The sequence below is a fragment of the Enterocloster clostridioformis genome (assembly GCF_020297485.1).
Classification (GTDB): domain Bacteria; phylum Bacillota; class Clostridia; order Lachnospirales; family Lachnospiraceae; genus Enterocloster; species Enterocloster clostridioformis.
In genome coordinates this window covers 4,942,915-4,962,172 of sequence record NZ_JAIWZC010000001.1, presented here as the reverse complement: position 1 = coordinate 4,962,172, position 19,258 = coordinate 4,942,915, and the positions used below count along the sequence as shown (strand labels likewise).

Genomic DNA, 19,258 nt, shown 5'->3' with positions numbered 1-19,258 from the left:
TGGCAATGCTGTACTAGATTGTCAATACTCAGATGGCCATCTTCCAGATACCTTTTCAGATAGGTTTCCTGGTTCAGCGTATACAGGACCGCCTCTCCGATCTTAGAAGATCTGTCCACAGCATCCTCCAGGGTATGAAGCCACTCGAAAAAAGCCTCTAAAAGCGGCTTTGCCTGCTTTTGACGCTCTTCATACCTTTCTTCCGGTGACTTGTCACGGATCATCTCTTCGATCTTATAGAACATCCCGATCCGTGCCATTGCCTGATATGCGGTTGTTTCCTTCAGCTGCTCTTTGGTAAAGTCCTTTTTCAAAACGGTCAGGGATTCATCAAATCTGCGCCTCGCATGGGCCATGCATCCTGTCACGGTGATCCTTTCCGGAAGGCTGTGGTATGCCTGGTATCCATCGCAGGTGAAATATCCCTGGTACTGATCCCCAAGGAATTCCACCGGATGATATCCCGCCCGGGTTCTTTCGTATTGGAAGAGGACCATCCGGGGTGCGCCGCTGTATTCATCAGTGAGATAGACCCACATCCAGTTCTGGGTGGAACCTTTCTGTTCCGGCTCATCGATTACCTGAACACGGGTTTCATCCCCATGAGCGTACCGGCTCCGGAGGAATTCTTCCTTCATCAGTTCATAAAGCGGCTGCAGATACCGGTCCGCACACTGGATGATCCAATTCGCCATGGTCTTTGTGGAAAGGTTCAGGTCGTAACGGGCGAATTCCCGTTCCTGACGCGCAAGGGGCATGCCGCCCACATACTTTGCGTTCATGATGCCTGCCACCAGGGATGGTGTTGCCACACTGCCTTTGAGAAGGGAAGGCGCCTTTTCCGGACGTTTCATCGCCCCGCATTTCGGGCAGCTGTAAACATAGGTGACCTCCTCCACCACTTCAAACCGTGCAGGCACAAACTTCAGGCGCTTCACCGTCTCTTTTGTCACGACTTTATATTTGGTATTGCAGTCCGGACAGTTTCGGTCCGCGCCGGTCAGCTTATACTCAATTACTTCCGTTGTCTCAAAGGCGGAAAGATCTTCCTCCTTTTTGCCGGAACGTTTCTTTCTTTTATAGGAAGACGGATGGATCTCCTCCATTTCCGGCTCCGGCGCATCAGGCTCTGCTTCCTGCTCTGCCTCGTTAAAAAGGTTCAGCTGCGTATAGCCATCCGCATATTTTTCGCTGGATGGGCCAAACTGTTTCCGCTGCGCAAGAGTCAGACGGTCAGAAAGCATCGCGTTCAGGAATTCCAGTTCCTTTGTTTTTTCTTCGAGGATCTGGATCTTTGTTTCCTGTTTCTGATAATGCTCCCGCATGGTTTTCATCAGGGAGATGATATCCTCCCTGCTCATCTTGTTCAGTTGTTCCTCTGTAAAAAGCGGATCCATAACACAGCCTCAACTTTCTGAAATCTCTACCAGAAAGTATACCAGAAAAAGCATTCCGTTCCTATAGGAAACTGCATTCCGGGACGGAGGAAAATCCGCCCAAAACAAAGTGATTTTCGGCTTTTTGCGAATTGACAGGATCCGGGCTCATATGACGATCTTCGGGTGACGTTCTTCAAATGCGCCGCTGGGGTTCAGGGATAAACCATCGCACAGCCAATGGATCTCTTTCAGCGTAACTTTCTGCAGTTCATCCGGTGTGTCAGGCCAATGGAAGGAATCGCGGTCCAGCCGTTTCATCAGGATCCAAAACCCTGACCCGTCCCACTGAAGGATCTTGAGCAATGTGCGCCTGCGATTGCAGAACGCGAACATACAGCGGGAGTACGGATCGAGATGGAATTTCAGTTTGATGATGGCCGCTAAACCAGTGTAGCTCTTCCGGAGGTCCGTGCAGCCACATGCCAGATAGACTGTAGTACTTCCGTAAAAATCAAGCATAGTTCTTTAAGGCCTGAAGCAGGGCAGTCAACAGTCTGGCTGGACAGTCCGCAGCAACTTCAATCCGGATATTTTCCGGGAGACAGAGCATCACAGGAGGTTTTCCTGTATCTGCTGTACTGAAATGGAGTTCATGTTCCGAAGGGAGCTTTGCAAACACCGGATCAGAAGCACTTTCTGTCTCAGCTGCTTCTGACTGGAGCTTTCGGATCCAGTAACCCAGTGTAGACTGTGGGATTCCATTCTGCTGACACCATTCTTTGCGGGATAAACCGCTTTCCTGAAAAGCATGGAACCGGTCTGCCCAAAGGTCAGCCTTTGAGGTTACATTGTCATTCGTATTTATTGGTATCACCTCCATCATTTGAACTTATCTTATCAAATGTGGATGGAAATTTGCAGATACTGATTATTACCTACTTACGTCTTTTACTTTTTAAGTTTGCTGCGGCAATCATCAGGCAGATTGGAGGACCATGGGAGAAGCTCCAGCATTTCTTCCTTTGCCGGAAACGCACCGAGTTCTTTCATCTTTTCCATCACATATGTGAGATAGTTGTATGGCTTCAGTCCATTCAGAAGCGCAGTTTCTGTGATGCTGTACACAGTCGCACTGGCCTGTGCCCCGCGGATGCTTTTGGCAAACAGCCAGTTGCGTCTCCCTATGGCAAAATTTTTCAGTGCCCGCTCTGCAGCTAGATTGTCAATACTCAGATGGCCATCTTCCAGATACCTTTTCAGATAGGTTTCCTGGTTCAGCGTATACAGGACCGCCTCTCCGATCTTAGAAGATCTGTCCACAGCATCCTCCAGGGTATGAAGCCACTCAAAGAAAGCCTCTAAAAGCGGCTTTGCCTGCTTTTGACGCTCTTCATACCTTTCTTCCGGTGACTTGTCACGGATCATCTCCTCGATCTTATAGAACATCCCGATCCGTGCCATTGCCTGATATGCGGTTGTTTCCTTCAGCTGCTCTTTGGTAAAGTCCTTTTTCAAAACGGTCAGGGATTCATCAAATCTGCGCCTCGCATGGGCCATGCATCCTGTCACGGTGATCCTTTCCGGAAGGCTGTGGTATGCCTGGTATCCATCGCAGGTGAAATATCCCTGGTACTGATCCCCAAGGAATTCCACCGGATGATATCCCGCCCGGGTTCTTTCGTATTGGAAGAGGACCATCCGGGGTGCGCCGCTGTATTCATCAGTGAGATAGACCCACATCCAGTTCTGGGTGGAACCTTTCTGTTCCGGCTCATCGATTACCTGAACACGGGTTTCATCCCCATGAGCGTACCGGCTCCGGAGGAATTCTTCCTTCATCAGTTCATAAAGCGGCTGCAGATACCGGTCCGCACACTGGATGATCCAATTCGCCATGGTCTTTGTGGAAAGGTTCAGGTCGTAACGGGCGAATTCCCGTTCCTGACGCGCAAGGGGCATGCCGCCCACATACTTTGCGTTCATGATGCCTGCCGCCAGGGATGGTGTTGCCACACTGCCTTTGAGAAGGGAAGGCGCCTTTTCCGGACGTTTCATCGCCCCGCATTTCGGGCAGCTGTAAACATAGGTGACCTCCTCCACCACTTCAAACCGTGCAGGCACAAACTTCAGGCGCTTCACCGTCTCTTTTGTCACGACTTTATATTTGGTATTGCAGTCCGGACAGTTTCGGTCCGCGCCGGTCAGCTTATACTCAATTACTTCCGTTGTCTCAAAGGCGGAAAGATCTTCCTCCTTTTTGCCGGAACGTTTCTTTCTTTTATAGGAAGACGGATGGATCTCCTCCATTTCCGGCTCCGGCGCATCAGGCTCTGCTTCCTGCTCTGCCTCGTTAAAAAGGTTCAGCTGCGTATAGCCATCCGCATATTTTTCGCTGGATGGGCCAAACTGTTTCCGCTGCGCAAGAGTCAGACGGTCAGAAAGCATCGCGTTCAGGAATTCCAGTTCCTTTGTTTTTTCTTCGAGGATCTGGATCTTTGTTTCCTGTTTCTGATAATGCTCCCGCATGGTTTTCATCAGGGAGATGATATCCTCCCTGCTCATCTTGTTCAGTTGTTCCTCTGTAAAAAGCGGATCCATAACACAGCCTCAACTTTCTGAAATCTCTACCAGAAAGTATACCAGAAAAAGCATTCCGTTCCTATAGGAAACTGCATTCCGGGACGGAGGAAAATCCGCCCAAAACAAAGTGATTTTCGGCTTTTTGCGAATTGACAGGATCCGGGCTCATATGACGATCTTCGGGTGACGTTCTTCAAATGCGCCGCTGGGGTTCAGGGATAAACCATCGCACAGCCAATGGATCTCTTTCAGCGTAACTTTCTGCAGTTCATCCGGTGTGTCAGGCCAATGGAAGGAATCGCGGTCCAGCCGTTTCATCAGGATCCAAAACCCTGACCCGTCCCACTGAAGGATCTTGAGCAATGTGCGCCTGCGATTGCAGAACGCGAACATACAGCGGGAGTACGGATCGAGATGGAATTTCAGTTTGATGATGGCCGCTAAACCAGTGTAGCTCTTCCGGAGGTCCGTGCAGCCACATGCCAGATAGACTGTAGTACTTCCGTAAAAATCAAGCATAGTTCTTTAAGGCCTGAAGCAGGGCAGTCAACAGTCTGGCTGGACAGTCCGCAGCAACTTCAATCCGGATATTTTCCGGGAGACAGAGCATCACAGGAGGTTTTCCTGTATCTGCTGTACTGAAATGGAGTTCATGTTCCGAAGGGAGCTTTGCAAACACCGGATCAGAAGCACTTTCTGTCTCAGCTGCTTCTGACTGGAGCTTTCGGATCCAGTAACCCAGTGTAGACTGTGGGATTCCATTCTGCTGACACCATTCTTTGCGGGATAAACCGCTTTCCTGAAAAGCATGGAACCGGTCTGCCCAAAGGTCAGCCTTTGAGGCTGCATTGTCATTCGTATTTATTGGTATCACCTCCATCATTTGAACTTATCTTATCAAATGTGGATGGAAATTTGCAGATACTGATTATTACCTACTTACGGCATTATAACAGAGTTTTGCAGAATTGGCAACCAGGCTATCAAGCCCCCTGGCTCTATACTGGCTCTGAAAAATAATGTCATAATAATGTCACGGCGCAAAGAAAAAGCCCGGAAACCCGCATAAACACTGGCTTTCCGGACTTTAGAGCGTTACTCGAACCCGACAAGTACTAATCAATTTTGTTTAAGAATTATTCTCTGTCGAGTATGTAAATCTTTTGATTATTTGATATATCCATATTATCCTGCCTATACGGGCTAATGTTATCATTTTGTTATCGGCATTGATAACACCTGCTCGGCAACTGCGGATAATAGCTATATGTTTCGTGTTAGATTATAAGCGATTTTGCTTAGAAAATCAATTGTTTGTTCCCGTATCTTCAATAAGATTTTTCTTTAGTGCTTCAATCGTATCTTGGTTCTTTTTCAAAAGCTCTAACTGCCTGTAGGCTTTTTCCCTTAATATTTTTAGCCTTTCGATTTTAGGCACTTCCTGTCTTATCAAGTCAGCATTCGTATCTTCCAGATTGATAAGTACCACCAATTCTTCCGCTGAAGCAAAATCTCTGATATTTGGCGTTTTTCCGCTTATTCCTTTTTCACTTCTCCATTGCGCCGCTGTTTTTCCAAACAAAGCCATATTCAAAATATCCGCTTCTGAAGCATATGTATATGCCATCTCCTGCGGGGATAATGTAGGTGTTATCAGAAATTCCTTTACTGCGTCTGTATGGATACGATAATTTATTTTTGAAAGTTCCCTTTTTGCATCCCATCCAATCGCTAATCGATTTGCTTCATCTTTCTTTAATCGCTGATAGTCTTTGATAATATAAAGTTTAAATTCTGGCGAAATCCACGAAGCAAACTCAAAGGCAATATCTGTATGAGCATAAGTGCCACCATACCGTCCTGATTTTGATACGATACCGATTGCGTCCGTCGCTTTTATCCATTGCTGGGGCGTCAGCGTAAACGCATTATCCCCCGACTCTGCTTTAAACCTATCGAATTCGATAGGTTTAAAATTGGGATTATGGATTTGTTCCCACAAGCCCAAAAATGAAATCGTGGAATGGTTACGCATCCAATTTGCCACCACGATAAAAGCATTGTCAGGATTTTTATATTTGGCAATATCAGTCAGCGAAATATAAGCGTCCTCATTAACAACATCGCCCATTACTCTGATTTCTGTTCCGTTGGCATCTATTTTCATATTCTTCATATTTTTACTTGTCTCCTTTTATAACCCATTCTTCTAAAGTACCGATATTTCGTCATTCTTTTTTAACTCATGCCCATAAAAGAACACCATAGGTTTATCACTTTTCCATGTAATAACTCCATTATTATTTTTATAATTACAATAAGCTCGGCATTTGCATTTTGTCATCACATTTTTATCTGTAATAATCTCAAATTGGATTTCTATAGTTAGTCTATTATTTTCAGCCTTTATATCATTTTCAAACTTCTCTTGATTTCTTTTTGAAACAAGCAAGTTACAATTAAATGCAATGCCTGACTCTAGTATTGCTGCTCTTGTATAACCTTCTCGAACATTTTTTAACCACAATGCACTTTCTAATGTGTTTTTTTGATTATTGCCAACAAAAAGTGTACAATCCGATACATAAATCAACGAAGGCGTTGCCTGTATTGATTCTGATATTTTCTTAAGGTTTATTTCTACACCATATCCTGACGGATACACATCATTATTGTCAATTTCTTGCAAAATTTGTTCTGTATGCAACTCATAATTTACTGGGATAGAAGCCTTTGGTTTAATTTGTACTTCATCAATCAGAACCATACAGCTATTTGTGGCAATATAATTGTTATTCTCCATTTCTTTTAATTTTTCATTCTGCCAATATGCTACTAAACTTAATACAAAAGTACTTATTGACCCTGCCATTGCACCGACATAACTTAGCGCATCTCCAGCCGACCACTCTGCGCTAAAAATTCCCGCTGTCTTTATCTTAAACAACACATTAACTATAAATGCTATCGCTATTGCTCCGCAAATAGCGCAAAAACTTATTAAAAAATATTTATTATTTCTCATATTTCATTTTTCCCTATATCTCAGAATTTCATCTTGCACTATTAAACTTCTATACTTTCTATTTACAATCGACAAACCATTATGTATTCTTCTTCATTTTCTTTTACTACCTCAAAGCCTACTTTCCGATATATATTAACTGCATAATTCGCTTTCTGTACGGATAAAGATGTCTGCTTATATCCCTTGTTTTTCAGAAATTGTAGCATTTCTTTCATAAGTGCTGTACCTAACCCCAAATGCCTGTATTCCTCATACAGCGATATGGCAAGCGAGGGCGTTTCACCATCAATATGTCCGTAATCATTCATAATACGCACCCATACTGCACCAACAATCGTTTCTTTCACTTCCGCAACCAAGCACCAATCATCCGCTTTTCCAAAATCAGCAATATACACTTGAAGCTCTGGCTGTTCAATAATAGATTTTGGCGGCTTTTCCATTTGCTCTGGAATAAAAACCGCTTCATACAAAAAGTCAGACAATACTGGATATTCACTCTCTTTGATTTCTCGTATTTTATAGTCCATAATTATTCTCCACTCAATCACTATCACGCAAAATGTTTTTCATTTGCATGGGCGTAATATATGACTTTCGGATGGTAACTCGTTATAAGTTTCCAATCATTTTGCAAAACGATATTTTCCCCATAAACGTCAAGATATTCCATTGGCTCTAAATCGCCCACTACACATTCCCCACTATCCAGAATAACGGATATACTGTCCTCACTATGGCTTGCGGTTTGAATGATTTCTCCTGCAATCCCTAAATCAGCAAGAAACTCTCTGCTTTCATCACAACCAATTATCGTAGCATTTTTTTCGTCAATAGGTTCATATCGCAAGAGTTTTTCCCTCTTAAATATAGCATCAGCAAAATGCACATAGCCGCATTGAGTATCTATGAGCAACAATTTTATTCCCATTTTTTGCAGTTCACTAACAAGTCCGATATGGTCTGGATGATAGTGTGTCGCCAAAATATAAGTAATATCGGTTATTGATAAGCCGTTTTTCTTTAAGGCTTTATAAAAAAACTGCATAGTTCCGGCATAATCTGTATCAATCAGCAAGCCACCATTTACGCCATGCACGAAATAAGTACTTGTGTTTCCATACTTTAATTTAGTTATCATTTCATTCCTCTTTTAGCAAAGAGTACATTTTCATATCAAGCACCTTACCATTCTTCACAGCATTGCTTCTCAATGTACCCTCATATTGAAATCCTGCTTTTTCAAGCACCCTGCAAGACGCTATATTATAAGCAAACGGCTCTGCGTAGATACGGATAATGTCACTTTCACTAAAAACATACTCACATATTTGCCTGGCAGCTTCGGTCATAATGCCGTTGCCCCAATATTCCTCAGCAATATAATATCCTAACTCGGCGGTTTGTCTATGAATATTTTCTTGCCGAAAAATGCCGATACTGCCAATCACTGTATTATCTACGGTAATAGCAAAAGCAAAGGTTTCGTTTTCATCTGCGGAAAGCATAGCAGAAATAAAATCTTTTCCATCCTGTTCGGTGTAAGGGTAGGGCAAACCATCACGAAGATTATCTTGTACTTGTTTATTTGAAAGTGCAGTCGCCAAATCTTTTGCGTCTGATAGCTCCCATTTTCTTATTCTGCATTTCATTTTTCAATTCCTCTCAATCCACATTTTCAATTTTCTTTTAGCTTTTTCTCCATGATTTCATAAACCAGCTTTACGTCATTTTCCAATTCGTATCTCCCATGCCCCACCGTTTTATAGCCTCTATGCTCATATAAACACGCTGCCGAAAGCGAAGCATCCAAAATAACCGTATCATATGTTTTGAAAATTTCCTTTTCCAAACAATTCATAATATACGAGCCTCAGCCTTGGTTTTGATAAGCGGGCAGCACATATACTCCTGTAATATGATTGCCGTCAAAACAACCTGTTCCGACAATCACATCATTGTCCACCAACACTCCCATATTTCCCGATGCTATTCCGTTTAGAATATGTTCTTTATTATGATGTCTGCAAAAGAAATCCTCTACTTCCTTTGGATAATATTTCGGATATATGGTTTTAATAGCCATATGTAAAACATTTTGAACATCATTCGCCATATCAGAAGTTGCCCTTATATATTTCATATCGTTCCTCCGATAAATCATTTTTCACTTTGATTTTTCTCAATTATACACGAAAGCATAGGCTTTTTCAATTCCCCTAACTGCTTTTATTTAGGCTTATGCGGCACTCCCACACAACGCAGAAGTGCCGCCCACCACTTATGAATAGATTATCTCACGCTCTACAACTTCCCTTACGCACGCCCGAATATTATTCATTTTTCCAACCCATTCAAGCTGATTTTTCGCCTTTAACCGCTCTGTCACTCCCTGTCTGTCGGCATATTCCTTTACCAGCCGAGAAAACATATCCTCTGCCTGTTTATCTACGCTCGCAAGGTATTCGTTCAGCCTGCCGCTTGTCAGCAGATTGAGATAAACAATCCGCTTATGCTCTTTGAGATACTGCAAATGCCTCTGCCCCCAAATGCCAATCGGCTTTTCTTTTTCGGCGGGTAATGTGAGGTCAGGCAAGTAATAATCGCCGTGGAGTGTATAACTGATACCTGTTTTTTCGCCCGTGATGTGCTTTTTCATAAATTTGCACCTTACCTTTCATATTGATTTTTCCGAAAGCGTTCCCGCTTTTTGGACTGTTCTGTTTCCCGTGCCTGCTCTAAGAGATTGTCTATCTGCTTCCTGCCAAATACTTTGCGGAGCAGCTTATAATCCTTATTTTCTGCACGGAGCGTTTCGTTTTCATCTTTCAGTTTCTCATTTGCTCTTGTCAATCGCTCGTTGGTGCGATGGAGATTGCCATTCGTGATATTCAGTCTGTAATAATTGTCCATAGCGTCAAAGCACCTTGCCAGAGCCGATTTAACGAGAGACTTCAGCTTTTTTACCAATGGCTCTGCCACTTTTGTTTTATATGACCGTGCCGACATTAACCCCTGCGGCTCTGCAAGCTGATATTCTTCCGCAGTATCAAGCATGGTTTCCAACCGCTGCAAGTCTCTGATACCCTTATCAAAGCTGCCTATCCTGTTGGAAAGCACCTGATATTCCGTCTGCTTTTTCTCTATGGCGGCATCCAGTTTTTCAACCTCCTTGCTCCGTTCCTGCTTCTTGTAATCGAGGACAGACAAATGTTTTTCGTGTGTGCCTTTATGCTCCCATTCTATATCGTACCGCCCCATTACGGCGGCAAGCTGCTCTTTCTCGGACTTTACCCACTGATTCCATTCCGTTTCGCTGCGAGAACCACCCTGAAATCCTTGCGCTGCTAACGCCTGTTTCAGAGATACCCTCGTATCTAACCCACGCTTGCTGCCAGTAGTGAACGGAACAAAATCAATATGCAGATGCGGCGTTGCCTCGTCCATATGCAGATGTGCCGAGAACACATATAGGTTCGGATTTCTTGCTTGAAACTCCCGATAATATTCGTCTAAAATCCGCTTTGCGAGTTGTCCGTTTTCGCTCTCAGCGTTCATATTTCCCTTATCGCCAATCTGTAAAATCAATTCATGGAACGGTTTTTCCTGCTTTGAGTTCCGTATCTTCTCGTAATAATCATCAATGCGGCGGTCTGCCCTCGTTTGCTTTTCGTTATATCTCTGTAACGCTTCATCAAAGAGCTTATGATACACTTTCCTAACATTCTCGTTACAGTAGTCTACATTGAGGTGGGAGCGTTCAGCGTCCACATTCTCTGCTTTGAATTTGCGGCTGTTATGGTTGACCGAGCCTTTCCCCACCATTGCGCTAATCGTTCTCTGTATAAAATCACTTTCTTTCCTTTCGCCGCTTGCGGCGAGCCTTTGTTACTTTCTGCGAAAGTAAAAGTAACGCAAAAGCACTTTTGTCAGCTACGCCAACAAAAATGCAACCTGCAAGCAGGTTTTGCGCTCTCCGAGGGGTAAGGGCTGTCCTTTGAAAAGGACACCCTTACAACCCCGTCTAAACTTTAATCGGTGTCAATGTGTGACGATGATGACAATGTTTGAGATACCGCCTCCGCGCTCAAAACATTGACACCTTTGACACCGTTTGTCACGCCGCCCCATCGATTTCTTTCCAAAGGAGAACCTTCCTGCCATTGTGCGTCCTGCTGTTCTGATAGCGGATACCGTAATCCCGAAACAGCCTGCTTGCGTTGATACTAAGCCTAAGTGAAAGCACATTCGGCTTTATATCCACCGCAAGCAATTCACAAAACTCCGAAGCAGTACCCTCCCATCTGTTGCTATCCGAAAAAAGAGTATCCGAAATTTTTTCAAGCAGAGGTTCGGGCAGTTCTTTCCAAAGCTCCGTTTCCGATTTTTCAAAGTTCCACACTAACCGTTCCGCATCTCTCACAAGATGGATTTTCATATCCTGCTGGTCTCTGCCTGCCACATCAAGCGTGGCATTATTGGAAGTGCGTTTTTCCTTACTCAAAACAAATGCCCCGTCTGCCGCACCCATCAATCCATTTGTGCCTGAAATCATATCGAATATATCCTCTGCTTTCTGTTTCCGTGTATGGTGGACAATAAGCATTGTAACCTTATAGCTGTCCGCCAACGCTTTCAGCCTTGCCACAATGTCATAATCACTTGCGTAACTGTAATCTGCGCCACCTGCTTCACGCACACGCTTTAAAGTATCTATGATAATCAAGCCTGTATCGGGATGTTCCCCCATAAAACCTCTGATTTGTTCTTCCAGACCGCCGCCAACCGTCTTACACTCCGTAGCAAAATGGAGATCGCCCGTTTCTTCCGCACCAAACATCTGAAACAACCGTTTCTGCAAGCGTGGGTAATCATCTTCAAGAGCGAAATAAAGCACCGTTGCTTTACGCACTTTATATTCCCAAAGCGAAGTTCCCGTGCTGATATGGTAGGCAATCTGCGCCATCATAAAACTCTTTCCCACTTTGGGAGAGCCTACAAAAAGGTAGGTTCCCCTCTGGAGCAGACCGTCTATCAGCGGCGGCTGTACCTCGAATACCGTATCATACAGAGTTGTCATAGATACCGTTTTCAGATAGGATGGGTCTAATTGCCGCAGCAGTTCCCTCTGCATTTCCTCAAAACTCTTGATATTTTCGTCAGAGTCGGATATACTATGGTCAGTACATTTAGGGATTGTCTGCCTTTCATCTGCGCCAACAGATGAGCCAAAGGCAGGCATTTCTTTTTTATTTTCCATTCCCATCCTCTCCTTTCAGACCGCCGAGGATAATCGCAATCAGTTCGATTGTGTCAAGCAGTTCGTCACTCACACCGCCGCCCGCTTCAATCCTCTGCAATTCTGCAAGGACGGCGGCAAGCTCATTGCGGAGAGCCTTATATACCCTCGGATTACCCTGTACCACAACATCCTGACACAAGAGCCGCCTTGTAATATAATCCTGCTTGCTAAGCCCTGACAGGCGCACCGCTTTGTTAATCTGTTCGCTTTCTTCGGGAGACACCCGAAACCCTACCGTGACATTTCTCCAACGGTTTTTGTTATCCCTGTTCTTAGCCGACATTTTCAAAATCTCCTTTCCCCAAATCATCCAGTCTGTTCGCCATTTCCGTCTGCTTTGACGGAAACAGGTGTGCGTACTGATAAGTGATGTCAATGCTTTCATGCCCCACACGGTCAGCAATCGCCACCGCCGAAAATCCCATATCAATCAGCAAACTGATATGGCTATGCCTTAAATCGTGAATCCGTATGCGTTTCACTCCTGCGGCTTTCGCCCCTCTGTCCATCTCGTGATGAAGATAGCTTTTCGTTACCGTGAAAATACGGTCTTTCTTTTTCAGACCGTAGAGCATCCCGATATACTCCTGCATTTCCTCACAGAGAAAATGCGGCATTTTAATTGTGCGGTTGCTTTTCTTTGTTTTCGGCGTGGTAATCACATCTTCGCCATGCAACCGTTGATAGGATTTACTGATTTTTACCGTTTCCTTTTCAAAATCGAAATCGGCAGCGGTCAGGGCAAGCAGCTCGCCCTCTCGGATACCGCACCAGTAAAGCATTTCAAACGCATAAAAGGAAACAGGCTTATCCATCATTTCATCGGCAAATTTCTTATATTCCTCTCTCGTCCAAAACAGCATTTCCTTGTGTTCCTCACTCCCCATATTTCCCACCTTTGCCGCAGGATTGGAGCGCAAATCATAATAACGGACAGCGTGGTTAAAGATTGCCGATAACTGATTGTGCAGCGTTTTGAGGTAGGTCTGCGAATACGGCTTTTTCTTCTCGTCACGGTAGGCAAGCATTTCATTCTGCCATGTGATAACTTCTTTTGTGGTAATCTCGCTGATTTTCAGCTTGCCGAAATAAGGCAAAATTTTTGTGCGGATGATATGCTCTTTTGTCAGCCATGTGTTCTCTTTCAGGCGGTTTTTAATATCGTTCACATATCGCTCCGTAAAGGCTTCAAAGCTCATATCGAGGTCTGAAGAAGTCTGCAACAGGAACATCCGCTCCCATTCCTGCGCTTCTTTCTTTGTGGCAAACCCACGCTTGCACTTCTGTTTCCGCTCGCCTTTCCAGTTCACATACCGAGCCATCACATACCAAGTGCCGTTATCTTCGTTCTTAAATACCGGCATTTACTCCATCTCCTTTCCCTGTTCCTGCCCTGCTCCATAGAGCCTTTCATAAAAATACTGGCGGTTGACACGCCCTGCAATCGTAATAAACCCCTGCGCTTTTAATTCCTCATTTAACTGTCGGATGAGCTTATAGGCATAAGGTTTTGATACGCTTAATTCCCGTGCCACATCATCAGCACGGATAAATCTATTTTCCATAGCACCAATCCTTTCTTTTAAAATTTGTTTGCTGCCGTTCTATCCGAGTTAAATTTCCAGCAGGCATTCCCTTTTCGGCGCTGTACTGTCCTGACACACCGCAGTACATCAGGCGCTCGCTTGCGGTCAGGCAAGGTCATTGCGGTTTATACTTTTCGGACGGTCATTTAATTTTAATTAAGCATATCCGCTTAGTTGCTTTTTTATTATACTAAGCATATTTGCTATTGTCAAGTGGTTTTCAAGAAAATATTAAACTTTTTTGTTTCGTTTTCTCTTGACATCTCTTAAACATATCTGCTATACTGATTACACTACATACGCAAGGAGTGAAACACTATGGCGATTGGCGAAAGAATACACTTTTTCCGCATTATGCGGGGTATGACGCAGAAATATCTCGGTACGCTTGTGGGATTTCCCGACAAGAGTGCGGATGTGCGTCTGGCACAGTACGAAACAGGCTCACGCAAGCCGAAAGCAGACTTAACCGCCGCATTAGCGCAGGTACTCGATGTTTCTCCGCAGGCTCTCGATGTTCCTGACATTGACAGCTATATCGGACTTATGCACACCTTATTTACCCTTGAAGATATTTACGGTCTGACCGTCAGCGAAGCAGACGGAGAAGTCTGCCTAAAAGTCAACAAGGATAAAGGCAAAGAAGCCTACGAGCTGCTGAAAATGCTCTCTGCATGGAAAGAACAGGCGGACAAACTCTCTGCCGATGAAATCAGCAGGGAAGAATATGACCGTTGGCGTTATTACTATCCAAAGTTCGATACCACGCAAATCTGGGCGAAAGTTCCTTCGCAGGAATTAAGCGACGCAATGGTTGACGCTTTCAAAGACCATCTCCAATCTGACAAAAAAAGATAACGACAAAAAACGCCCTTAGCCATGAGTTCCTACCCACAGCTAAGGGCGTTATAATATGGATTTATTCCAGTCACAAAGCCACTTCTCAATCATTCTGTTACCCGTAAACCACTGGACAACAAGAATAATTGCACCTGCTATGACTGTTATCAATTTGTTATCAAAAGACCTCTTGAAGTACCGCAAACCCGCATAAATACTGGATTTCTTTGACCTTTCAAGTTATTCGAACTCCTCGGCGGATAGGTTGTACTGGCTGTTTTCGCCTATTTTTATTAAGTTTATTGTTCATATTCTTCAAAATTCGCTCTCATATTTGTGCCTGTCGAAATTTTTAGAGCCAAAATAGAGCCAAGCCATCTAACTCTCATGCTCCTCATCCATTGGTAATTCTTCAAACTCAAATACAAAGGAGCCGAAATCTTCCTGATGTTCTTTTACAAATAATGTATAATATTCAGATTCTCTAAAATTAATAAATATAGGCCAATCTCTTATTAAATCTGCGGTAAACGGCTCTGGATAGTTCTTACCAATTTCTTCATAGACTTCCTCATTTTTATCCTCCAAACAGAGCTTCGCTATTTTATAATCATCAGTAGCAATAGAGACATCTAAATCGTTCAGTTCTTTTTTTACAGCCTCTGTTTTTCCCTGTTGTTTAAGTGCATTTATATAATTAATGCGATACATTGCTTTATCTCTAAAACAAATTTGTTTACAACTACTAAGAATAAAATAAAGTTGCTCTGCGACATCATAATTTTTATTTTGCAGTAAATCAAATCCTATATTTCCCAAACTGATATGCCATTTTTCATATTTAGGATTATATGCTATTTGAACTTCATAAAACAAAGTACAAGCAACCTTATACAACATATTAATGGCATTACGCAAATATATTTCATCTGTAATCAATTTCTGATATGGTTTAATATTCTTTTTAAATTTGTCTTTTATATTTGATAAATAGATATTGTTTACTATACCATTGTTATGAATATATAAGTTTCTGCGATAATAGATTTCTTCAAATTCATCTAAAATATTTCTATACCGATTAATATTTATACTTTCTTTTTGTGAAATTAAATCTAATGTTTTTAGCGATTCAAACATATTAGATTCTACTTCTTTCTTCACACATTCAGCAACAATGTCCCTAACATTTTTATTAAAAATACTTGCTATTTCTATTTTTTGATTTTCAAAATACTTTTTGGGATTAACTAATATTAATGCCTCATAAACACTCGCCAAATACCTTTCAAATATTATAATCACATTAGACAATGTTGAACTAACAAGTATATTTTCGTACTGTTCTATTTTGTTATACTCTCTTCTTGCAATTTTAGGATCTACATATTGAGGATTAACTCCCATTTCCTGTTTTATGGAATATGAAATACTAGGAATTTCAGCTTCATTTTCTTTCTCACAGTTTATAGTAATATATTCTGAGACTTGAATTCCATCTGACAATTTCATTTCCGTCAATTCTTTAACTGCTTTTTCAATCGCATCAAAGTCTTTTAATGCAATAGCTTCTCCCAATTTATCATCTATCAAAAGTCCTATTTCGTATTTCTTTTCAGTATTAATTTTCATCTCTTGTACGTTTCTAATTGAATTTAAATAGTATTCTTCAAGAGATTCTATAGCAATTATTGTTTCTTGCAGTTCTTCCAACATAAGATTACTATTTACATTTTTTATCTCTGGTTTCATTTGCCACCTCTTGTTTATACTGCTGTTATCTATAAACGGTAACAGCTTCCTCTATAACAGTTTCTACAACCACAGCCGATAGTAATTTTTCAGAATAAAATCGTATATCTCATAATCATTCGGCTCCGCCCCAAACGTAACATTGTTCTGCTAAGTCTTTATCATTTGTTGCATATACAACTGATACACCACCTACTTTTTCACTCTCGGCAATTTGTATATTTCGTTTTAATGGTGCTTCTCCATTCAAACCTTGCATAATATAGTCCTCATATTCCATACTTCCACAAACATACCACAATCCCCTCTAATCATCTAGCAATTCCTGATAGCTCACTCCCAGAACTTCCGCAATAACCTTCAACTCAATATCCGTCACAAACCGTTTCCCGCTCTCTATCCTCTGCACAGCATTTTTATCAATGTCCAGTCCTGTTCTTTGAAGCATATCCGCTAACTTTCTTTGTGACGTTTTTTCTGGTAGCTTCTCTCTGATTTCTTTTATCCTCTGTCCACAGATATTGTTGCCGCCGTCCCCTGCTTTATTTTTATACATAAAGTTCTCTCCCATTTTTGACATTTACTAATTGTCATTTCTTTCATTATATGCTAAACTATGAAATAAGTTGACATTTAGTAGATGTCACTCAAATACTTTTAGCAAAGGAGACGCTATTTATGAAAAGCATATTACTAAGATTGTATGACGGCGAGATTTGTCCTGCCGAGCAATTCAATCTCAAAACAGAGGAATATCGTTCCATGCGTCAAGCACACTACCAACACTATGAAGATTTTATTGAACAGTTAAAATCTCTTGACCCACCGCTACACAAAAAATTTATTCATATCATGGACGAGCAGCTTGACGAAGTTCCTCTTGAACTTTCCGGGACATTCCTTGAAGGCTTCCGTCTGGGCGCACGGATAATGATTGAAGTTTATCAAGGTAATTACACAGACCATGAAGAATAATTTTCTTGTCCGTAAATCCTACATTTGACAGCCAATACATAGAGGGCGAAACAACCAATATTTCGTTGTCCGCCCTCTCTATCATGGCGCTAGCGCCATGTTTCTATATGTAATCAAGGAAAAATCAAATCTCACGCTCCAACTTCCACAGCTTATGCTTCACTTCCTGTTGGCTTTCATACAACTCGTCCCTCCTGCCACAAATTTCTTTCCCTCGCTCTAAGGCTTCTCTAATACTTTCCCTCCGCTCCGGCTCCCCCTTTTTATATTCCGCCATCAGAGAACGGATTTCATTGTTGTTCTGCTTCCGCTGATTGTCCAGTATAACCCAATTTACCAACCGCTCCGCTTCCCGGTCTGTCTCAAAATCTGCATATTGTATAACCTTTGCACACAGCCGGAGCATGACTTTTTTCTCCATGTCTGTCATAGCGATACCTCCGTTTTTTTGTATTGTTTAGGAACCGTCAAGCACCTTTCCGCCGCTTTTTGACCTTCAATGATAGCTTTTACCTCTTGTTCTCCAAGCCCGGCTTTCAGACACTCAAAATCTTTTAAATCAGTTGAGAGCGAAAGATTTTTTTCTTCTGCCTGCTTTACCCGTCCCTCCAAATAATTGATATTTCTTTGAAGCCGCTCCACCTGCTGTTTTAATTTATCAGCCGCTTCTATCAACTGGACATTCCGAACAAGTGCCGCCACCAGTGCTTCCTTGACTTTCTCTAACAAGGGCATTGCTTTCTTATCCCGATAAGTTTTTGCTGTTGTCAGTGCCGCCGGTTCCGGTAACTGCCACGCCGGATTTTCACGAATGACGTGAATATTCTTCTCTGTTGTTTTTTTATCAGATGACAGCTTTATAATTTCCTGCTGTATCTCCTGTTTCTTCCCTTGTAACCGTTTCAGATCTTTTGTTTCACTGGAAACAGTTTTCTGTATTTCTTGAATATTCCGGTTGATTTCTTCCTTTTGGGAGGTAAGTATCTGCACCTCCTTTTCCCGTTCCTGCTTTTCAAAGTCCAATACGCTCAAATGTTTTCTATGGGTTCCCTTTTGCTTCCAGATAACGCCGTGACGCTCCATAGCTTTTGCCAATTCCTGTTTTTCCGAAGCTATCCACTGGCTCCATTCTGTTTCCTGCTTTGTTCCGCCCTTAAAGCCCATAGAAGCAAGCGCCTGTTTCATGGAAACTCTTGTGTCCAGTCCCCTCTTACTTCCAGATACAAACGGGACAAAATCTATATGTAAGTGGGGCGTTTCTTCGTCCATATGGAGATGAGCGGAGAATACTTTAAGATTGGGATTTCTTTGCTGAAAATTTTTCATAAATTCGTCCAGAATTTTCTTTGACAATTCGCCGTTTACGCTTTGGGCGTTCATATCGTCTTTGTTGCCTATCTGAAAAATGACTTCATGAAATAATTTCTCCTGTTTCGATGTCCGTATCTTTTCATAGTAATAATTTATCTTCCTATCATTTCGTGTCTGCTTTTCATTGTAGCGTTCTAAGGCTTTATCAAATAATTCGTGATAAACAGACTTGATATTTTCGTTACAATATTCTATATTGTATTGAGTATAATCTTCCTTTACATTCTTTGCCTTGAACGCTCTGCTATTGTGAGTGAGGGAACCTTTTCCCACCATACCGCTGATTGTCCTCTCGATAGCCTTATCCTCCTTTCAGCAAATCAGGGGCGGCGTTTAAGCCGCCATAGCTTTGTTACTTTCGTCGAAAGTAACGCAAAAGCACTTTTGACAGGTTCCCTATCAAAAATGCAGACCTGCAAGCAGGTTTTGCGCCCTGCCGGGGGCG

At 42.5% G+C, this 19,258-nt stretch carries 25 protein-coding genes and 2 pseudogenes; 2 read left to right on the top strand and 25 right to left on the bottom strand.

Features of this window, described 5'->3' with window-relative positions:
* Positions 1-14: 14 nt before the first annotated feature.
* From tnpC (LA360_RS24860) to LA360_RS24770, 19 genes and pseudogenes are all read right to left on the bottom strand, one after another.
* Positions 15-1,397 (bottom strand): annotated as a pseudogene (tnpC, locus tag LA360_RS24860) (IS66 family transposase); the annotation flags it as partial.
* Between the two features lie 147 nt (positions 1,398-1,544).
* The gene (gene tnpB / locus LA360_RS24855; RefSeq protein WP_089776306.1) at positions 1,545-1,898 is read right to left on the bottom strand and encodes an IS66 family insertion sequence element accessory protein TnpB; all 354 of its coding nucleotides are present in this window, start codon (positions 1,896-1,898) and stop codon (positions 1,545-1,547) included.
* Positions 1,891-2,262 (bottom strand): IS66 family insertion sequence element accessory protein TnpA, encoded by a 372-nt coding sequence (gene tnpA / locus LA360_RS24850; protein WP_112482449.1) that lies wholly within the window; start codon positions 2,260-2,262, stop codon positions 1,891-1,893. The genes tnpB (LA360_RS24855) and tnpA (LA360_RS24850) overlap by 8 nt, the downstream gene beginning before the upstream one ends.
* Before the next feature lie 65 nt (positions 2,263-2,327).
* Entirely contained in the window at positions 2,328-3,977 is a 1,650-nt protein-coding gene (gene tnpC / locus LA360_RS24845) for an IS66 family transposase (protein ID WP_112483541.1), read from the bottom strand.
* A gap of 147 nt (positions 3,978-4,124) precedes the next feature.
* Positions 4,125-4,478: an IS66 family insertion sequence element accessory protein TnpB gene (gene tnpB, locus LA360_RS24840; protein WP_089776306.1), complete on the bottom strand. Its 354-nt coding sequence runs from the start codon at positions 4,476-4,478 to the stop codon at positions 4,125-4,127.
* Complete coding sequence (gene tnpA / locus LA360_RS24835; RefSeq protein WP_112483543.1) at positions 4,471-4,842, bottom strand: IS66 family insertion sequence element accessory protein TnpA; 372 nt, start codon at positions 4,840-4,842, stop codon at positions 4,471-4,473. Before tnpA (LA360_RS24835) ends, tnpB (LA360_RS24840) begins: the two co-directional genes overlap by 8 nt.
* 423 nt (positions 4,843-5,265) lie before the next feature.
* On the bottom strand, positions 5,266-6,135 hold the full coding sequence (locus tag LA360_RS24830) for a KilA-N domain-containing protein (RefSeq protein ID WP_089776492.1): 870 nt from the start codon (positions 6,133-6,135) through the stop codon (positions 5,266-5,268).
* 33 nt (positions 6,136-6,168) lie between these two features.
* Positions 6,169-6,984: a hypothetical protein gene (locus LA360_RS24825; RefSeq protein ID WP_089776493.1), complete on the bottom strand. Its 816-nt coding sequence runs from the start codon at positions 6,982-6,984 to the stop codon at positions 6,169-6,171.
* A 62-nt stretch (positions 6,985-7,046) separates the two neighbouring features.
* Complete coding sequence (locus tag LA360_RS24820) at positions 7,047-7,517, bottom strand: GNAT family N-acetyltransferase (RefSeq protein WP_089776494.1); 471 nt, start codon at positions 7,515-7,517, stop codon at positions 7,047-7,049.
* 23 nt (positions 7,518-7,540) lie between these two features.
* Entirely contained in the window at positions 7,541-8,128 is a 588-nt protein-coding gene (locus LA360_RS24815; RefSeq protein ID WP_112483546.1) for an MBL fold metallo-hydrolase, read from the bottom strand.
* Between the two features lies 1 nt (position 8,129).
* Positions 8,130-8,639, bottom strand: coding sequence for a GNAT family N-acetyltransferase (locus LA360_RS24810; RefSeq protein WP_089776496.1), 510 nt, complete (start codon positions 8,637-8,639; stop codon positions 8,130-8,132).
* Between the two features lie 26 nt (positions 8,640-8,665).
* The gene (locus LA360_RS24805; protein WP_225537689.1) at positions 8,666-8,848 is read right to left on the bottom strand and encodes a hypothetical protein; all 183 of its coding nucleotides are present in this window, start codon (positions 8,846-8,848) and stop codon (positions 8,666-8,668) included.
* A 12-nt stretch (positions 8,849-8,860) separates the two neighbouring features.
* Positions 8,861-9,130: a GNAT family N-acetyltransferase gene (locus LA360_RS24800; protein ID WP_225537688.1), complete on the bottom strand. Its 270-nt coding sequence runs from the start codon at positions 9,128-9,130 to the stop codon at positions 8,861-8,863.
* Positions 9,131-9,268: 138 nt separating this feature from the next.
* Positions 9,269-9,646, bottom strand: coding sequence for a TnpV protein (locus LA360_RS24795; RefSeq protein ID WP_089776497.1), 378 nt, complete (start codon positions 9,644-9,646; stop codon positions 9,269-9,271).
* Between the two features lie 11 nt (positions 9,647-9,657).
* On the bottom strand, positions 9,658-10,812 hold the full coding sequence (locus LA360_RS24790; protein ID WP_112483548.1) for a plasmid recombination protein: 1,155 nt from the start codon (positions 10,810-10,812) through the stop codon (positions 9,658-9,660).
* A 292-nt stretch (positions 10,813-11,104) separates the two neighbouring features.
* The gene (locus LA360_RS24785; protein WP_089774957.1) at positions 11,105-12,247 is read right to left on the bottom strand and encodes an AAA family ATPase; all 1,143 of its coding nucleotides are present in this window, start codon (positions 12,245-12,247) and stop codon (positions 11,105-11,107) included.
* Entirely contained in the window at positions 12,237-12,572 is a 336-nt protein-coding gene (locus tag LA360_RS24780; RefSeq protein WP_089774959.1) for a plasmid mobilization protein, read from the bottom strand. Before LA360_RS24780 ends, LA360_RS24785 begins: the two co-directional genes overlap by 11 nt.
* Positions 12,562-13,653 carry a site-specific integrase gene (locus LA360_RS24775; RefSeq protein WP_089774961.1) on the bottom strand — a complete coding sequence of 364 codons (1,092 nt, stop codon included), beginning with the start codon at positions 13,651-13,653 and terminating at the stop codon, positions 12,562-12,564. The genes LA360_RS24780 and LA360_RS24775 overlap by 11 nt, the downstream gene beginning before the upstream one ends.
* Positions 13,654-13,854: a LysR family transcriptional regulator gene (locus LA360_RS24770; RefSeq protein WP_089774963.1), complete on the bottom strand. Its 201-nt coding sequence runs from the start codon at positions 13,852-13,854 to the stop codon at positions 13,654-13,656.
* A gap of 339 nt (positions 13,855-14,193) precedes the next feature.
* Between LA360_RS24770 and LA360_RS24765 the strand changes: the two genes are divergently transcribed.
* Entirely contained in the window at positions 14,194-14,733 is a 540-nt protein-coding gene (locus LA360_RS24765) for a helix-turn-helix domain-containing protein (protein ID WP_089774964.1), read from the top strand.
* Between the two features lie 360 nt (positions 14,734-15,093).
* Here the strand turns inward: LA360_RS24765 and LA360_RS24760 are convergent, their stop codons facing one another.
* The 4 genes and pseudogenes from LA360_RS24760 to LA360_RS24745 form a co-directional block, all read right to left on the bottom strand.
* Complete coding sequence (locus LA360_RS24760) at positions 15,094-16,467, bottom strand: hypothetical protein (RefSeq protein WP_089774966.1); 1,374 nt, start codon at positions 16,465-16,467, stop codon at positions 15,094-15,096.
* A gap of 72 nt (positions 16,468-16,539) precedes the next feature.
* Positions 16,540-16,608: pseudogene (locus LA360_RS30115) on the bottom strand (DUF2992 family protein); the annotation flags it as partial.
* Positions 16,583-16,747, bottom strand: a complete 165-nt coding sequence (locus LA360_RS24750) for a hypothetical protein (RefSeq protein WP_160116391.1) — start codon at positions 16,745-16,747, stop codon at positions 16,583-16,585. The pseudogene LA360_RS30115 and the gene LA360_RS24750, both read right to left, overlap by 26 nt.
* A 27-nt stretch (positions 16,748-16,774) precedes the next feature.
* Positions 16,775-17,047, bottom strand: a complete 273-nt coding sequence (locus LA360_RS24745; RefSeq protein WP_330657200.1) for a helix-turn-helix domain-containing protein — start codon at positions 17,045-17,047, stop codon at positions 16,775-16,777.
* Between the two features lie 98 nt (positions 17,048-17,145).
* On the opposite strand from LA360_RS24745, the gene LA360_RS24740 reads away from it, so the two are divergent.
* Positions 17,146-17,442 carry a DUF6809 family protein gene (locus LA360_RS24740; protein WP_089774970.1) on the top strand — a complete coding sequence of 99 codons (297 nt, stop codon included), beginning with the start codon at positions 17,146-17,148 and terminating at the stop codon, positions 17,440-17,442.
* A 124-nt stretch (positions 17,443-17,566) separates the two neighbouring features.
* Here the strand turns inward: LA360_RS24740 and LA360_RS24735 are convergent, their stop codons facing one another.
* Together LA360_RS24735 and LA360_RS24730 are read right to left on the bottom strand one after the other, a co-directional pair.
* Complete coding sequence (locus LA360_RS24735) at positions 17,567-17,872, bottom strand: hypothetical protein (protein WP_089774972.1); 306 nt, start codon at positions 17,870-17,872, stop codon at positions 17,567-17,569.
* Complete coding sequence (locus tag LA360_RS24730; RefSeq protein WP_089774974.1) at positions 17,869-19,089, bottom strand: plasmid recombination protein; 1,221 nt, start codon at positions 19,087-19,089, stop codon at positions 17,869-17,871. Before LA360_RS24730 ends, LA360_RS24735 begins: the two co-directional genes overlap by 4 nt.
* Positions 19,090-19,258: the final 169 nt, after the last annotated feature.